This window comes from Streptomyces sp. NPDC002536 (genome assembly GCF_053594995.1).
In genome coordinates this window covers 42,230-56,492 of the sequence record NZ_JBSFWU010000016.1, presented here as the reverse complement: position 1 = coordinate 56,492, position 14,263 = coordinate 42,230, and the positions used below count along the sequence as shown (strand labels likewise).

Genomic DNA, 14,263 nt, shown 5'->3' with positions numbered 1-14,263 from the left:
GCTGCCGCGCCCCGAAAGGGGCGCGGGTCACGCGTTGTAGACGTCGGCCTGACGCGGTGTCGGGTCCTGGATCGCACCGCTGAGCGTGTTGGCCCGGTTGCCGAACTTCTCGGTGTTCACGCCGTTTTCGGCGAGGACACGCAGCGCGGCCTGATGCACCACGCGCAGCACGGGAGTGGCCGCGCGCAGGGCGTCGTCGGCCATGAAGCGGTGCCGCCACGGCTTGTCGGCCCACGCGTGGCGCAGCCCGAACGGCTCGGGGAGGACGAGCTTGCCGCCCCAGTACTCCAGGAGCGGCGGGTACCAGGTGAGCGGGGCGCGCACGGAGAGGCGGACGACCTCGCGGGGCTCGACGACGCGCAGGGTGAGCTCCCGGGTCTCCCAGAACTTGAGGGCCTTGCGGAAGGTCCGGGTCCGGCTCTTGGGGCGGCCGTTGAAGACCGCGTGCGTGGGGCCGAGGGCGTGGCCGGTGGCCTCGATGCGCAGTGTCTTGTGCAGCACGGTGACGTTGATGAGCAGGGTGATGACCAACTGGCCGTCCCAGAGCACGAACTGGACGCCCAGGTAGTGCCGGTCGCCGCTGCCGAAGTGCTGCTTGTCGCAGATCTCCTGGAGCCGGGGACCCCTTATCTGGTACGTGGCCGAGTCGGTGCCGGCGGGGCGGGAGACGGCGCCGGCGCCCTCGCCGATGGGGGAGACCACCCAGTGCTCGACGTCGGGGGCGGTGAGGCCACCGGTGTTGATGGGGGTGCGTTCGAGCAGCTTGAGCTGGTCGTGGATGGCGCGGACGATGTCCCAGCTGCGGAAGGGGTTGATGTCCTTGCCGGGGTCGAGGGGGACGAGATCCTCGGCGAGCTGCCAGCTGCCCCAGCGGGTGCCCATGCCGAGTATGCCCTTGGGGCCGGCGTAGAAGACGACGTTGCTGTGCTGCTCGGCGGCGAGGCGTTCGAGGTTCTGGCGGAGCTGTTCGGCGGCGCTCTCGCCGGGGGTGGAGGGCACGGCCTCGGGGATCTTGGCGCCGATGCCGCCGCCGTCGAGCAGGCCCGTCCAGCGCTCGCGGAGGTCCTTGGCGGTGTGCTCGCAGATCTGCTGCGCCCAGAGACCGCCGATCACGGGGGCGACGAGCATGGCGCGCAGGTAGATGTACCAGAAGCCGGTGAAGGGCAGTTTGACGAAGAGGACGACGATGGCCAGGCCGAGCACGCCGAACAGGGCCACGCCCAGCGCGCCGGCGCGCTTGTCCTGGGATCCGGCGAGGGTGCGGCGGAGCTGGAAGGCGCCGAGCCAGAGCAGGACGCCGGGCAGGAAGAGCAGCCCGAACAGGACCATGATCAGGGTCAGCCGGGCGTCGCGCTCCTTGCGGATGCGGGAGGCGGCCAGGCAGTGCTCGACGATGACCTGGGGTTCGAGCCCGAAGGACTGGATGAGCGGCTTGCGGCCGCCGGCGAGCATCCGGTTCTGCACGGCGCGGGCGAAGGCCTCGCCCAGGTTGGGCTCGAAGAGGGAGATGCGGGGCGGTTTGACCTCGGAAGTGGCCCAGTCCGAATTGGCTTTGAGGAGTTCGTCCACCGGGCCGTCGCGGTAGGCGGCCGAGGCCAGTGCCTGGGTGGCGGCGGTCTGTCCGGCGCCGCCGGCGACCGGGATCTGTGCCCCCGGGCTGAAGTCGAACGCATCCCCTGCCACTTACGCCCCCAATGCCGCGCGCGTCCGGTGCTCCGGCCTGCTCCCGACCCCCCGGCCCGTGTTCTGTGTCATGGGCCGCATGCTCAGCGTAGTGGTGCGGGGTGCCGGCTGTCGCCGGAGATCGGAAAGCCGCCCGTCCTGGCCGAGTTGGGACGGGCGGCTTGTCAACTATGCCCCGTTTTCCGCCTGTTCGCGGATGCGGTCCGCCAGCTGAGGCGGCATCGGCTCGTGCCGGGCGTAGCCGCGGCTGAACCGCCCGGTGCCGTGCGAGAGGGAGCGCAGGTCCACGGCGTAGCGGCCGATCTCGATCTCGGGCACCTCGGCGCGCACCAGGGTGCGGCCCGCGCCGGACTGCTCGGTGCCGACGACGCGTCCGCGCCGTCCGGACAGATCGCTCATGATCGCGCCGACGAAGTCGTCGGCGACCAGGACCCGGAGTTCGGCGACCGGTTCCAGGAGGTGGATGCGGGTCTCGGCGGCCGCCTCGCGCAGGGCCAGGGCACCGGCGGTCTGGAAGGCGGCGTCGGAGGAGTCCACCGAGTGCGCCTTGCCGTCGAGGAGGGTGACCCGGACGTCGACGAGCGGATAGCCGGCGGCCACCCCGCGGGCGGCCTGGGCCCGTACGCCCTTCTCCACGGAGGGGATGAACTGCCGGGGCACCGCGCCGCCCACGACCTTGTCGACGAACTCGATGCCGGAGCCGCCGGGCAGCGGCTCGACCTCGATCTCGCAGATCGCGAACTGGCCGTGGCCGCCGGACTGTTTGACGTGCCGGCCGCGGCCGGCGGCCCTGCCGCCGAAGGTCTCGCGCAGGGACACCTTGTGCGGGACGACGTCGACCTGCACGCCGTAGCGCGTGCGCAGCCGCTCCAGGGCGACGTCCCGGTGGGCCTCGCCCAGGCACCACAGGACCACCTGGTGGGTGTCCTGGTTCTGCTCCAGCCGCATGGTGGGGTCCTCGGCGACGAGCCGGGCCAGGCCCTGGGAGAGCTTGTCCTCGTCCGCCTTGCTGTGCGCCTGGATGGCCACGGGCAGCAGCGGGTCGGGCATCAGCCAGGGCTCCATCAGCAGCGGATCGCCCTTGGCCGAGAGGGTGTCGCCCGTCTCGGCACGGGTGAGCTTGGCGACGCACGCCAGATCGCCGGCGATGGCCTGGGCGAGCTGGCGCTGCTGCTTGCCGAACGGGGAGGAGAGCGCGCCGACGCGCTCGTCGACGTCGTGGCTCTCGTGCCCGCGGTCCTCCAGGCCGTGCCCGGAGACGTGCACGGTCTCGTCGGGGCGCAGGGTGCCGGAGAAGACCCGGACCAGGGAGAGGCGCCCGACGTAGGGGTCGGAGGCGGTCTTGACGACCTCGGCGGCGAGCGGACCCTCCGGGTCGCAGCACAGCGGCGGGCGCGAGGTGCCCTCCGGCGTGGTGACGGCCGGCGCCTCGCGCTCCAGCGGGGTCGGGAAGCCGCCGGTGACCAGCTCCAGGAGCTCCACCGTGCCCAGGCCCTGGCGGGCGCCCTCGGCCGCCGGGGCGGCGGCGAGCACGGGGTGGAAACTGCCCCGGGCCACGGCCCGTTCGAGGTCCTCGACGAGGGTCTTGACGTCGATCTCCTCGCCGCCGAGGTAGCGGTCCATGAGGGTCTCGTCCTCGCTCTCGGCGATGATCCCCTCGATGAGCCGGTTGCGCGCCTCCTCGATCAGCGGCAGCTGGTCGGCGGAGGGCGCGGACTCGGTGCGCTCGCCGCCGGAGTAGTCGAAGACCCGCTGCGAGAGCAGACCGACGAGCCCGGTGACCGGACGGTGCCCGTCGGGGCCCTCCGGCCCGCGCAACGGGAGATAGAGCGGGAGCACGCCGTCGGGGGAGTCCCCTCCGAAGGCTGCGCGGCAGGTCTCCGTGAGCTGCTCGAAGTCCGCCCGTGCGGCCTCCAGGTGGGTCAGCACGATCGCGCGGGGCATGCCCACGGCCGCGCACTCCTCCCACACCATGCGGGTGGCCCCGGCGATGCCCTCGGCGCCCTCCGCGGCCGAGACGACGAAGAGGGCCGCGTCCGCAGCCCGCAGACCGGCCCTCAGCTCGCCGACGAAGTCGGCATAGCCGGGTGTGTCCAACACGTTGATCTTGATCCCGGCCCATTCGACGGGGACCAGGGACAGCTGCACCGAGCGCTGCTGGCGGTGCTCGATCTCGTCGTGGTCCGAGAGCGAGGCGCCGTCCTCGACCCGGCCGGCCCGGTTGACGGCGCCGGTGGTCAGGGCCAGCGCCTCCACCAGGGTCGTCTTCCCGGACCCACTGTGGCCGACCAGCACCACGTTGCGGATGTTCTGCGGCCGGTCGGCCGTCACTGCCCTGCCGGCGGCCCCTGGATGCGCATTCGTCTTTTCGCCCATGTGTCTCGCCTCTCCGGTCGACACCTGCGGTCCTTCGAGCTTTCCACCGTGGTCACGCTGCGTCCATACGTCGCACACGGGGGCGCAACCGTTTGAGTGGCCGGCAATCGCCCTCCGCCCCGGCGGGCGCAGCGGGGGTGGTGTGCGCGGCGGGTTCCGGCGGCCTGGCTACGATGGGCCAGCCGGTGGCCTTCCGACCATCCGGCCCGCATACGACCCTCCGGGAAGGCCATGCTGAACAAGTACGCGCGTGCGTTCTTCACGCGTGTTCTCACGCCGTTCGCCGCGCTGCTCATCCGACTGGGCGTGAGCCCCGACGCGGTGACCCTCGTCGGTACCGGTGGTGTGGTGGCGGGCGCGCTGGCCTTCTACCCCAGGGGCGAGTTCTTCTGGGGCACGATCGTCATCACCCTGTTCGTCTTCTCGGACCTCGTCGACGGCAACATGGCCCGTCAGCTCGGCCGCTCCAGCCGCTGGGGCGCCTTCCTCGACTCCACCCTCGACCGGGTCGCCGACTCGGCGATCTTCGGTGGCCTGGCCCTCTGGTACGCCGGGCGCGGCGACGACCTCGCGCTGTGCGCGGTGGCCATCTTCTGCCTGGCCAGCGGCCAGGTGGTCTCGTACACCAAGGCCCGCGGCGAGAGCATCGGCCTGCCGGTGAACGTCAACGGCCTGGTCGAGCGCGCCGAGCGGCTCGTCGTCTCGCTGGTCGCCTGCGGCCTCTCCGGGCTGCACGCCTTCGGCGTCCCGCACATCCAGATCCTGCTGCCCATCGCCCTGTGGCTGGTGGCCGTCGGCAGCCTGGTCACGCTCGTCCAGCGGGTGGTGACCGTGCGCCGCGAGGCCGCCGAGGCCGACGCGTCCGTGACGGCGGGCCAGGGCGGCGCCGGGTGAGGGAACAGCTGACCGACGCGCTGTACGGACTCGGGTGGACCACGGTCAGGACGCTCCCCGAGCCCGTCGCCACCGTGCTGGGCCGGCAGATCGCCGACGTGGCCTGGCGGCGGCGCGGCAAGGGCGTGCTGCGCCTGGAGTCCAATCTCGCCCGGGTGGTCCCCGACGCGGGACCGGAGGAGCTCGCCCGGCTGTCCCGGGAGGGCATGCGCTCCTACATGCGCTACTGGATGGAGTCCTTCCGGCTGCCGTCGTGGAGCAAGGACCGCATCCGCACCGGCTTCGACCCCGAGGACGTGCACCACCTGGAGGAGGCCCTGGCCTCCGGGCGGGGCGTGGTGCTGGCGCTGCCCCACATGGGCAACTACGACCTCGCCGGCGCCTGGCTCACCACCCGGCTCGGGGTGCCCTTCACCACCGTCGCCGAGCGGCTCAAGCCCGAGACCCTCTACGACCGGTTCGTCGCCTACCGCGAGGGGCTGGGCATGGAGGTCCTGCCGCACTCCGGCGGCAGCGCCTTCGGCACGCTCGCCCGGCGGCTGCGCTCCGGCGGGGTGGTCTGCCTGGTCGCCGACCGTGATCTGTCCTCCTCCGGGATGGAGGTCTCCTTCTTCGGCGAGGCCACCAAGATGCCCGCCGGACCCGCCATGCTGGCCGTGCAGACCGGCGCCCTGCTGCTGCCGGTGACGCTCTGGTACGACCGCACGCCGGTGCAGAAGGGCCGCGTCCACGCGCCCCTGGAGGTGCCGGCGACCGGCACCCGCGCCGAGAAGGCCGCGATGCTGACCCAGGAGATGGCCGACGCCTTCGCCTCCGGCATCGCCGCGCACCCGCAGGACTGGCACATGCTCCAGCGGCTGTGGCTCGCCGACCTCGAGCGGCCCGCCGAACCCCGCCCCGACACGAGCCCCGCGCAACCGGAGGGCTCCGGAAGCTCCGGAACGGAGAAGCCTTGAGGATCGGGATCGTCTGCCCCTACTCCTGGGACGTCCCCGGCGGCGTCCAGTTCCACATCAGGGACCTCGCCGAGCACCTGATCCGGCTGGGCCACGAGGTCTCGGTGCTCGCGCCCGCCGACGACGAGACCCCGCTGCCGCCCTTCGTCGTCTCGGCCGGACGGGCCGTGCCCGTGCCGTACAACGGCTCGGTGGCCCGGCTGAACTTCGGCTTCCTCTCGGCCGCGCGGGTGCGCCGCTGGCTGCACGAGGGCGACTTCGACGTCATCCACATCCACGAGCCGGCCACCCCGTCGCTGGGCCTGCTCTCCTGCTGGGCCGCCCAGGGCCCGATCGTGGCGACCTTCCACACCTCCAATCCGCGCTCGCGCGCGATGATCGCGGCCTATCCCATCCTCCAGCCGGCACTGGAGAAGATCAGCGCCCGGATCGCGGTGAGCGAGTACGCCCGCAGGACGCTGGTGGAGCACCTCGGGGGTGACGCGGTGGTCATCCCCAACGGCGTCGACGTCGGCTTCTTCGCCTCCGCCGAGCCGCGGCCGGAGTGGCAGGGCGGGACCATCGGCTTCATCGGCCGCATCGACGAGCCCCGCAAGGGCCTGCCCGTCCTGATGCGTGCCTTGCCCGGGATCCTCGCGGAGCGCCCCGGCACCCGGCTCCTCGTCGCCGGGCGCGGCAACGAGGAGGAGGCCGTCGCCGGCCTGCCGCCGGAGATGCGCGGCAACGTCGAGTTCCTCGGCATGGTCAGCGACGAGGACAAGGCGCGGCTGCTGCGCAGCGTCGACCTGTACGTGGCGCCCAACACCGGAGGCGAGTCCTTCGGCATCATCCTGGTCGAGGCCATGTCGGCGGGCGCGCCCGTCCTCGCCAGCGACCTCGACGCCTTCGCCCAGGTCCTGGACCAGGGGGCGGCGGGCGAGCTGTTCGCCAACGAGGACGCGGATGCGCTGGCCGCGGCGGCCGTGCGGCTGCTGGGCGACCCCGACCGCCGGGCGGAGCTCGGCGAGCGCGGCCGCCGGCATGTGCGGCGCTTCGACTGGACGACGGTCGGCGCGGACATTCTGGCCGTGTACGAGACCGTGGCCGCCGGCGCGGCCTCCGTCGCCACCGATGAACGGACCGGGCTGCGGGCGCGGTTCGGGCTCGCGCGGGATTAGGGGCTCGGCCGGTCACGGCCGTTCTGCGGGTGCAGGGCGGCTGTGGCTGGTCGCGCCGTTCCCCGCGCCCCTATCGGGGCGCGATATCCCGGATCGCGCCCCGAACAGGGGTATGCCGTGCCGGGTCCGGAAGCTGCGGCTGCGGTGGATGCTGAGCAGTGCTGCCAGGCCGATCAGGCCGAGCGAGACGATGCGGCCCACCAGCGGCACCACGTCCACCGGCAGCACCAGTGCGTTCACCGTGTTGAGCGCAGCGTCCAGCAGCTGTATGCCGCCCCACACCGCCGTCAACCCCCGCAGTGCGCCGCGGAATTCGGCCGATTCCCGCCATGCACGCTCCGCGGCCGCGGCGGCCTCCGGTCCGCGCAGCCGGCCGCCGAACTGGAAGGCGAAGGGGCGCGCCATGGTCAGCGTGCTCAGGATCCACAGGCCCAGGGCGGCGGGCAGCGCCGCGTCCTTCAGCAGCAGCACGCGCGGGCTCCCGCTGATCACCGACGTGCCGGCGGAGACCAGCAGCAGGACCAGGACGAACATGTCGAAGGGGTCGACCCGGCGCCGTATCACCGCCTCGCCGAGCGCGTGGAGCGCCGGCGGGGCGCTGCTGAGCAGGAGCGCCTGCCACTGCACCATGCCCGCGCCGCGCAGTACGTAGAACAGCACGAGCGGCAGGGCGACGTTGACCCCGAGCGAGGTCAACAGCGTGTGCCTGGAACGGGATTGCATACCGGATTGCATGGCGAGTCCTCCGTCTGCATCGATGTCTCGACGGTAGGAACCGGCCGGGTGGAGACGGATCGGAGCACGGGTGGGTCCTCAACCCCGGTGGCTCCACCCTGTCCGCTCCACCCTCGGGTGGAGCGGGCCCCGCCGGGCGGGCCGGTACTGTGACCCGGCGTGACCACATTGATCTGGATCGCGGCCGCGCTCGTCCTGGTCGGCGTCTACCTGAGCTGGACCGCCGGGCGCCTGGACCGGCTGCACAGCCGCATCGACGCGGCCCGCGCGGCCCTGGACGCCCAGTTGCTGCGGCGTGCCTCGGTCGCCCAGGAGCTCGGCACCGCAGGGGTGCTCGATCCCGCCGCCTCGATCCTCCTCTACCAGGCCGCGCACGCCGCCCGGCAGGCCGAGGAGGAGCAGCGCGAGGTCGCCGAGAGTGAGCTGAGCCAGGCGCTGCGCGCGGTCTTCACGGAGGGGCCGCAGGTGGAGGCCGTGCGCGAGGCCCCCGGCGGGGAGGAGTCGCTGGAGGAGCTGGCGCAGGCCGTGCGCAGGGTGCCGATGGCCCGCCGGTTCCACAACGACGCGGTGCGGGCCGCGCGGGCCGTGCGCCGGCACCGGGTGGTGCGCTGGTTCCGGCTCGCGGGCCACGCGCCCTTCCCCCTGGCCTTCGAGATGGACGACGAGCCGCCCATGGCGCTGGCGGACCGGACAGGCCACTGACCTCGGATTGGCCCTTTTTCGGCTTCCGGGCACTGGGTTGGATGAACCTGCCAGCATCACCGGCCCTTGATTAGTGAGGTCACATCGTGTCCACCGCCAGCACCCCGCAGACTCCCGAGACCGGCACGGCGCGCGTCAAGCGCGGCATGGCCGAGCAGCTCAAGGGCGGCGTGATCATGGACGTCGTCACGCCGGAGCAGGCCAAGATCGCGGAGGACGCCGGCGCCGTCGCGGTCATGGCCCTGGAGCGGGTGCCCGCCGACATCCGCAAGGACGGCGGCGTGGCCCGGATGTCCGACCCGGACATGATCGAGGGCATCATCGGCGCCGTCTCCATCCCGGTCATGGCCAAGTCCCGCATCGGCCACTTCGTCGAGGCCCAGGTGCTGCAGTCCCTCGGCGTCGACTACATCGACGAGTCCGAGGTGCTCACCCCGGCCGACGAGGTCAACCACAGCGACAAGTGGTCCTTCACCACCCCGTTCGTCTGCGGTGCCACCAACCTGGGTGAGGCGCTGCGCCGCATCGCCGAGGGCGCGGCCATGATCCGCTCCAAGGGCGAGGCCGGTACCGGCAACGTCGTCGAGGCCGTCCGTCACCTGCGCCAGATCAAGGGCGACATCGCCCGCCTGCGCGGCCTGGACAACCACGAGCTGTACGCCGCGGCCAAGGAGCTGCGCGCCCCGTACGAGCTGGTCAAGGAGGTCGCCGAGCTGGGCAAGCTGCCCGTCGTGCTGTTCTCCGCCGGCGGCGTGGCCACCCCTGCCGACGCCGCGCTGATGCGCCAGCTCGGCGCCGAGGGCGTCTTCGTGGGCTCCGGCATCTTCAAGTCCGGCGACCCGGCCAAGCGCGCCGCCGCCATCGTGAAGGCCACCACCTTCTACGACGACCCCAAGATCATCGCGGACGCCTCCCGCAACCTGGGCGAGGCCATGGTCGGCATCAACTGCGACACCCTCCCCGAGACCGAGCGGTACGCCAACCGCGGCTGGTGACACGGCCGTTCCCGGTGGGCGGTGCGCAGGGTCCCCTGCGGCCGCCCGCCGGCACGTGCACCGGCAGCAGAGCGAAGAGGGAGTATCCCGTGTCCACCCCCACCATCGGCGTTCTCGCCCTCCAGGGCGACGTCCGTGAGCACCTGGTCGCCCTCGCGGCGGCGGACGCCGTGGCCCGTCCGGTCCGCCGTCCCGAGGAACTGGCCGAGGTCGACGGCCTGGTCATCCCCGGCGGCGAGTCCACCACCATGTCCAAGCTGGCGGTCATCTTCGGCATGCTGGAGCCGCTGCGCGAGCGCGTCCGCTCCGGGATGCCCGTCTACGGCACCTGCGCCGGCATGATCATGCTGGCCGACAAGCTGCTGGACGGCCGCGACGACCAGGAGACCCTGGGCGGCATCGACATGATCGTCCGCCGCAACGCCTTCGGCCGGCAGAACGAGTCCTTCGAGGCGGCCGTCGACGTCCGTGGCATAGCGGGCGGCCCCGTCGAGGGCGTCTTCATCCGGGCCCCGTGGGTCGAGTCCACCGGAGCCGACGTCGAGGTGCTCGCCTCCCACGACGGTCACACCGTCGCCGTCCGGCAGGGCAACGTCCTGGCCACGTCCTTCCATCCGGAGCTCACCGGTGACCACCGCGTGCACGGGCTCTTCGTGGAGATGGTGCGCGCAGCGCAGTGACGGGATCCCGGTAGGATCTCTGTCGTTCGTTCCTGATTTGGTTACGCGAAGGAGACAGGCGAGATGTCCGGCCACTCTAAATGGGCTACGACGAAGCACAAGAAGGCCGTGATCGACGCCAAGCGCGGCAAGCTCTTCGCGAAGCTGATCAAGAACATCGAGGTCGCGGCCCGCATGGGCGGCGTCGACATCGAGGGCAACCCGACGCTCTACGACGCCATTCAGAAGGCGAAGAAGCAGTCGGTCCCGAACAAGAACATCGACTCCGCGGTCAAGCGCGGCGGCGGTCTCGAGGCCGGCGGCGCCGACTACGAGACGATCATGTACGAGGGCTACGGCCCGAACGGTGTCGCGGTGCTCATCGAGTGCCTCACCGACAACCGCAACCGCGCCGCCGGTGACGTCCGTGTCGCCATGACCCGCAACGGCGGCTCGATGGCCGACCCGGGCTCGGTGTCCTACCTGTTCAACCGCAAGGGCGTCGTGATCGTCCCCAAGGGCGAGCTCACCGAGGACGACGTGCTGGGCGCGGTCCTGGACGCCGGCGCCGAGGAGGTCAACGACCTCGGCGAGAGCTTCGAGGTCCTCAGCGAGGCCACCGACCTGGTCGCGGTGCGCACCGCGCTCCAGGAGGCCGGCATCGACTACGACTCGGCCGAGGCCAACTTCGTGCCCACCATGCAGGTCGAGCTCGACGAGGAGGGCGCGCGCAAGATCTTCCGGCTGATCGACGCCCTCGAGGACAGCGACGACGTGCAGAACGTCTTCGCCAACTTCGACGTCTCCGACGAGGTCATGGCCAAGGTCGACGCGTAAGACGTGCGATAGACGTGCGATAGATGTGCGTTGTGCTCGGCCGACGGGCCGGCGGGGTGGTTTCCCCGCCGGCCCGTCGGCGTGACCGGGCGTTGTCAGAGGCAGCCGATAGCCTGCGTGCAGGTGATCGAAGGGAGGGGCGCCATGCGGGTGCTGGGCGTGGACCCGGGGCTGACCCGGTGCGGCGTGGGGGTCGTCGAGGGGGCGGCCGGCCGCCGGCTGACCATGGTCGGCGTCGGCGTCGTCAGGACCCCGGCCGAGGCGGACACCGCCGAGCGCCTGGTCCTCATCGAGCGCGGCATAGAGCAGTGGCTCGACGAGCACCGGCCCGAATACGTCGCCGTGGAGCGGGTGTTCAGCCAGCACAACGTCCGCACGGTCATGGGCACCGCCCAGGCCAGCGCCGTGGCGATGCTCTGTGCGGCCCGCCGAGGACTGCCTGTTGCGCTGCACACCCCCAGCGAGGTCAAGGCCGCCGTCACCGGCTCCGGCCGGGCCGACAAGGCCCAGGTCGGCTCCATGGTGACGCGCCTTCTGCGGCTCGACGCCCCGCCGAAGCCGGCCGACGCCGCGGATGCGCTCGCGCTGGCCATCTGCCACATCTGGCGTGCGCCCGCGGCCAATCGCCTGCAGGAGATCGCCGCCGCCCACCGCAGCACCGTTCCCGCACGACTCCCGAAGGGCACCCGATGATCGCCTTCGTCTCCGGGCCGGTCGCGGCCCTCGCCCCCGACACCGCCGTGGTCGAGGTCGGCGGCATCGGCATGGCCGTTCAGTGCACGCCCGCCACCCTGGCCGCGCTCCGGATCGGACAGCCGGCCCGGCTCGCCACCTCCCTCGTCGTCCGCGAGGACTCCCTGACGCTGTACGGCTTCGCCGACGACGACGAGCGGCAGACCTTCGAACTGCTCCAGACCGCAAGCGGCGTGGGCCCCCGCCTCGCGCAGGCCATGCTCGCCGTGCACAGCCCGGACGCACTGCGCCGCGCCTTCGCCTCCAGTGACGAGAAGGCCCTCACGGCCGTGCCCGGCATCGGCAAGAAAGGCGCCCAGAAGCTGCTGCTGGAGCTGAAGGACAGGCTCGGCGATCCGGTCGCCTCCGGCGGCTCGCAGGCGGGCGTCGGCACGCCGGTCAGCGTCGGCTGGCGCGATCAGCTGCACGCGGCGCTCGTGGGCCTGGGCTATGCCACCCGCGAGGCGGACGAGGCGGTCGCGGCCGTGACCCCGCAGGCGGAGGCCGCCCTCGCCGAGGGTGCGCAGCCCCAGGTCGGCCAGCTGCTGCGGGCCGCTCTGCAGACGCTCAACCGGGCGCGCTGACCGATGGCGCCGCCCACCGGCCGCACTGCGCCGCCCGCCCGGGCGCCCCGCCGCGCCGTCGGTGCCGTGCGGCATGATCGCGTGCACCGGGCAGTCCGCCCGTACCCCGACCCGCCACGAACCATGAGGTCCCACCCGTGAACCCGTACGACGAGTCCGCACCCGCGAGCACGACCGGCCTGCCCGCCGCGGGCGGCCGGATCGTCGGCGGCGCCGCCGACGGGGAGGACCAGGCCGTCGAAGCCGCCCTGCGGCCCAAGGACCTGGGCGAGTTCATCGGCCAGGAGCGCGTCCGCGAGCAGCTGGACCTCGTCCTGCGGGCGGCCCGCGCGCGCGGCGCCACGGCCGATCACGTCCTGCTCTCCGGTGCGCCCGGCCTCGGCAAGACCACCCTGTCGATGATCATCGCTGCGGAGATGGGCGCCCCCATCCGCATCACCTCCGGCCCCGCCATCCAACACGCCGGGGACCTGGCCGCGATCCTCTCCTCCCTCACCGAGGGCGAGGTCCTCTTCCTCGACGAGATCCACCGCATGTCCCGGCCCGCCGAGGAGATGCTCTACATGGCCATGGAGGACTTCCGCGTCGACGTCGTCGTCGGCAAGGGCCCCGGAGCCACGGCCATTCCGCTGGAGCTGCCGCCCTTCACCCTCGTCGGCGCCACCACCCGCGCCGGACTGCTGCCGCCCCCGCTGCGCGACCGCTTCGGCTTCACCGGGCACATGGAGTTCTACGCCCCCGCCGAGCTGGAGCGCGTCGTCCACCGCTCGGCCCGGCTGCTCGACGTGGAGATCGCGGTGGACGGTGCGGCCGAGATCGCCGGGCGCTCGCGCGGCACCCCGCGCATCGCCAACCGCCTGCTGCGCCGCGTCCGCGACTACGCCCAGGTCAAGGCGGACGGCATCGTCACCCGGGAGATCGCCGCGCAGGCCCTGGAGGTCTACGAGGTCGACGCCCGCGGCCTGGACCGGCTGGACCGCGCCGTGCTGGGCGCCCTGCTCAAGCTCTTCGGCGGCGGTCCCGTCGGGCTGTCCACCCTCGCGGTGGCGGTGGGGGAGGAGCGCGAGACGGTCGAGGAAGTTGCCGAGCCCTTCCTGGTGCGGGAGGGGCTGCTGGCCCGTACGCCCAGGGGCCGGGTCGCCACTCCCGCGGCCTGGGCGCACCTGGGCCTGGTGCCTCCGCAGCAGGGTCCGGGAGGCCCCGGGCAGTCCGCGCTCTTCGGCGGGTGACGGCGCGGGGGCTGGTCCCGTCAGGAACCCCGGTGCCATGCTGAGCGTTGTTCCATAGGTGCGGACTCGCTTAGACTCCGCCGATGCCGTCCTTATCGGTGCGGCATACCACCCCCGTAGACCAGGCCGTGTCCCCATCGCGGTCGTGTGAAGGAAACCCCGTCCCGTGAATATCGTGAGTCTCCTGCCGTTCATCGTGCTCATCGGGGCCATGTTCCTGATGACCCGGTCGGCCAAGAACAAGCAGCGCCAGGCGGCGCAGATGCGCGACCACATGCAGCCGGGCACCGGCGTGCGGACGATCGGCGGCATGTACGCGACCGTCAAGGAGGTCAGCGACGACACGGTCCTCCTGGAGGTCGCCCCGGGCGTCCACGCGATCTACGCGAAGAACTCCATCGGTGCCGTCCTGGAGGACGCCGAGTACAACCGCATCGTCCACGGCATCGAGCCCGACGAGACGGTCGTCCCGGACGACGTCTCCTCGCTGACCGGGACCGAGGAGGCCGAGGCCGGGGCCGCCGAGGGTGAGCAGAAGACGGATCTGAGCAAGAAGACCGACCTGGGCAAGGAGACCGCCGCTGCGGCCGGCTCCGAGAACCCGGCCGACAAGGCCGACCAGCCCGGCGAGTCCGCCGAGGGGACGAAGGACGCCAAGCGCGACGGCGACGCCGACGCGAAGTAGCCGTGTCACGGAACCGCGGAGCACCCATGGAGCGGTGCA

Annotated in this window: 14 protein-coding genes; 11 read left to right on the top strand and 3 right to left on the bottom strand. The window is 72.3% G+C overall.

Translation table 11 applies throughout. From position 1 onward, the window contains the following. Positions 1–27 precede the first annotated feature (27 nt). Complete coding sequence (locus tag ACWD4B_RS08745; protein WP_451420119.1) at positions 28–1,683, bottom strand: hypothetical protein; 1,656 nt, start codon at positions 1,681–1,683, stop codon at positions 28–30. A gap of 168 nt (positions 1,684–1,851) precedes the next feature. Then, positions 1,852–4,059, bottom strand: coding sequence for an elongation factor G-like protein EF-G2 (locus ACWD4B_RS08740; protein ID WP_451420118.1), 2,208 nt, complete (start codon positions 4,057–4,059; stop codon positions 1,852–1,854). A gap of 231 nt (positions 4,060–4,290) precedes the next feature. Between ACWD4B_RS08740 and pgsA the strand changes: the two genes are divergently transcribed. Genes pgsA through ACWD4B_RS08725 form a run of 3 tightly spaced genes read left to right on the top strand, consistent with a single transcriptional unit; the run spans position 4,291 to position 7,066 of the window. Next, positions 4,291–4,953, top strand: a complete 663-nt coding sequence (gene pgsA, locus ACWD4B_RS08735) for a phosphatidylinositol phosphate synthase (protein ID WP_451420117.1) — start codon at positions 4,291–4,293, stop codon at positions 4,951–4,953. Further along, entirely contained in the window at positions 4,950–5,909 is a 960-nt protein-coding gene (locus tag ACWD4B_RS08730) for a phosphatidylinositol mannoside acyltransferase (RefSeq protein ID WP_451420116.1), read from the top strand. The genes pgsA and ACWD4B_RS08730 overlap by 4 nt, the downstream gene beginning before the upstream one ends. Next, on the top strand, positions 5,906–7,066 hold the full coding sequence (locus ACWD4B_RS08725) for a glycosyltransferase family 4 protein (protein ID WP_451420115.1): 1,161 nt from the start codon (positions 5,906–5,908) through the stop codon (positions 7,064–7,066). The genes ACWD4B_RS08730 and ACWD4B_RS08725 overlap by 4 nt, the downstream gene beginning before the upstream one ends. A gap of 12 nt (positions 7,067–7,078) precedes the next feature. Here ACWD4B_RS08725 and ACWD4B_RS08720 read toward each other — a convergent pair whose 3' ends face one another. Continuing rightward, positions 7,079–7,789, bottom strand: coding sequence for a VC0807 family protein (locus ACWD4B_RS08720; RefSeq protein WP_451420114.1), 711 nt, complete (start codon positions 7,787–7,789; stop codon positions 7,079–7,081). 171 nt (positions 7,790–7,960) lie between these two features. Here ACWD4B_RS08720 and ACWD4B_RS08715 point away from each other — a divergent pair, with 171 nt between their 5' ends. From ACWD4B_RS08715 to yajC, 8 genes are all read left to right on the top strand, one after another. Further along, positions 7,961–8,503, top strand: a complete 543-nt coding sequence (locus ACWD4B_RS08715) for a hypothetical protein (RefSeq protein WP_451420113.1) — start codon at positions 7,961–7,963, stop codon at positions 8,501–8,503. An 83-nt stretch (positions 8,504–8,586) separates the two neighbouring features. Beyond that, a complete protein-coding gene (gene pdxS, locus ACWD4B_RS08710) occupies positions 8,587–9,498 on the top strand; it encodes a pyridoxal 5'-phosphate synthase lyase subunit PdxS (RefSeq protein ID WP_336414393.1) in 912 nt (303 codons plus the stop codon). A gap of 89 nt (positions 9,499–9,587) precedes the next feature. Then, a complete protein-coding gene (gene pdxT, locus ACWD4B_RS08705) occupies positions 9,588–10,178 on the top strand; it encodes a pyridoxal 5'-phosphate synthase glutaminase subunit PdxT (RefSeq protein WP_336414346.1) in 591 nt (196 codons plus the stop codon). A 63-nt stretch (positions 10,179–10,241) separates the two neighbouring features. Next, positions 10,242–10,994: a YebC/PmpR family DNA-binding transcriptional regulator gene (locus ACWD4B_RS08700; protein WP_336414347.1), complete on the top strand. Its 753-nt coding sequence runs from the start codon at positions 10,242–10,244 to the stop codon at positions 10,992–10,994. A 144-nt stretch (positions 10,995–11,138) separates the two neighbouring features. Further along, positions 11,139–11,687 (top strand): crossover junction endodeoxyribonuclease RuvC, encoded by a 549-nt coding sequence (gene ruvC, locus ACWD4B_RS08695; protein ID WP_336414394.1) that lies wholly within the window; start codon positions 11,139–11,141, stop codon positions 11,685–11,687. Next, the gene (ruvA, locus tag ACWD4B_RS08690) at positions 11,684–12,310 is read left to right on the top strand and encodes a Holliday junction branch migration protein RuvA (RefSeq protein WP_451420112.1); all 627 of its coding nucleotides are present in this window, start codon (positions 11,684–11,686) and stop codon (positions 12,308–12,310) included. Before ruvC ends, ruvA begins: the two co-directional genes overlap by 4 nt. A 137-nt stretch (positions 12,311–12,447) precedes the next feature. After that, positions 12,448–13,539, top strand: coding sequence for a Holliday junction branch migration DNA helicase RuvB (gene ruvB / locus ACWD4B_RS08685; RefSeq protein WP_451420111.1), 1,092 nt, complete (start codon positions 12,448–12,450; stop codon positions 13,537–13,539). 166 nt (positions 13,540–13,705) lie between these two features. Beyond that, positions 13,706–14,224 carry a preprotein translocase subunit YajC gene (gene yajC / locus ACWD4B_RS08680; protein WP_336414350.1) on the top strand — a complete coding sequence of 173 codons (519 nt, stop codon included), beginning with the start codon at positions 13,706–13,708 and terminating at the stop codon, positions 14,222–14,224. The last annotated feature ends 39 nt before the right edge of the window (positions 14,225–14,263 follow it).

Coding starts and splice junctions, on each gene's coding strand:
- ACWD4B_RS08740 (WP_451420118.1), bottom strand. CDS start 4,059: ATGGGCGAAAAGACGAATGCGCATCCAGGGGCCGCCGGCAGGGCAGTG.
- pgsA (WP_451420117.1), top strand. CDS start 4,291: ATGCTGAACAAGTACGCGCGTGCGTTCTTCACGCGTGTTCTCACGCCG.
- ACWD4B_RS08720 (WP_451420114.1), bottom strand. CDS start 7,789: ATGCAATCCCGTTCCAGGCACACGCTGTTGACCTCGCTCGGGGTCAAC.
- ACWD4B_RS08700 (WP_336414347.1), top strand. CDS start 10,242: ATGTCCGGCCACTCTAAATGGGCTACGACGAAGCACAAGAAGGCCGTG.
- ruvC (WP_336414394.1), top strand. CDS start 11,139: ATGCGGGTGCTGGGCGTGGACCCGGGGCTGACCCGGTGCGGCGTGGGG.
- ruvA (WP_451420112.1), top strand. CDS start 11,684: ATGATCGCCTTCGTCTCCGGGCCGGTCGCGGCCCTCGCCCCCGACACC.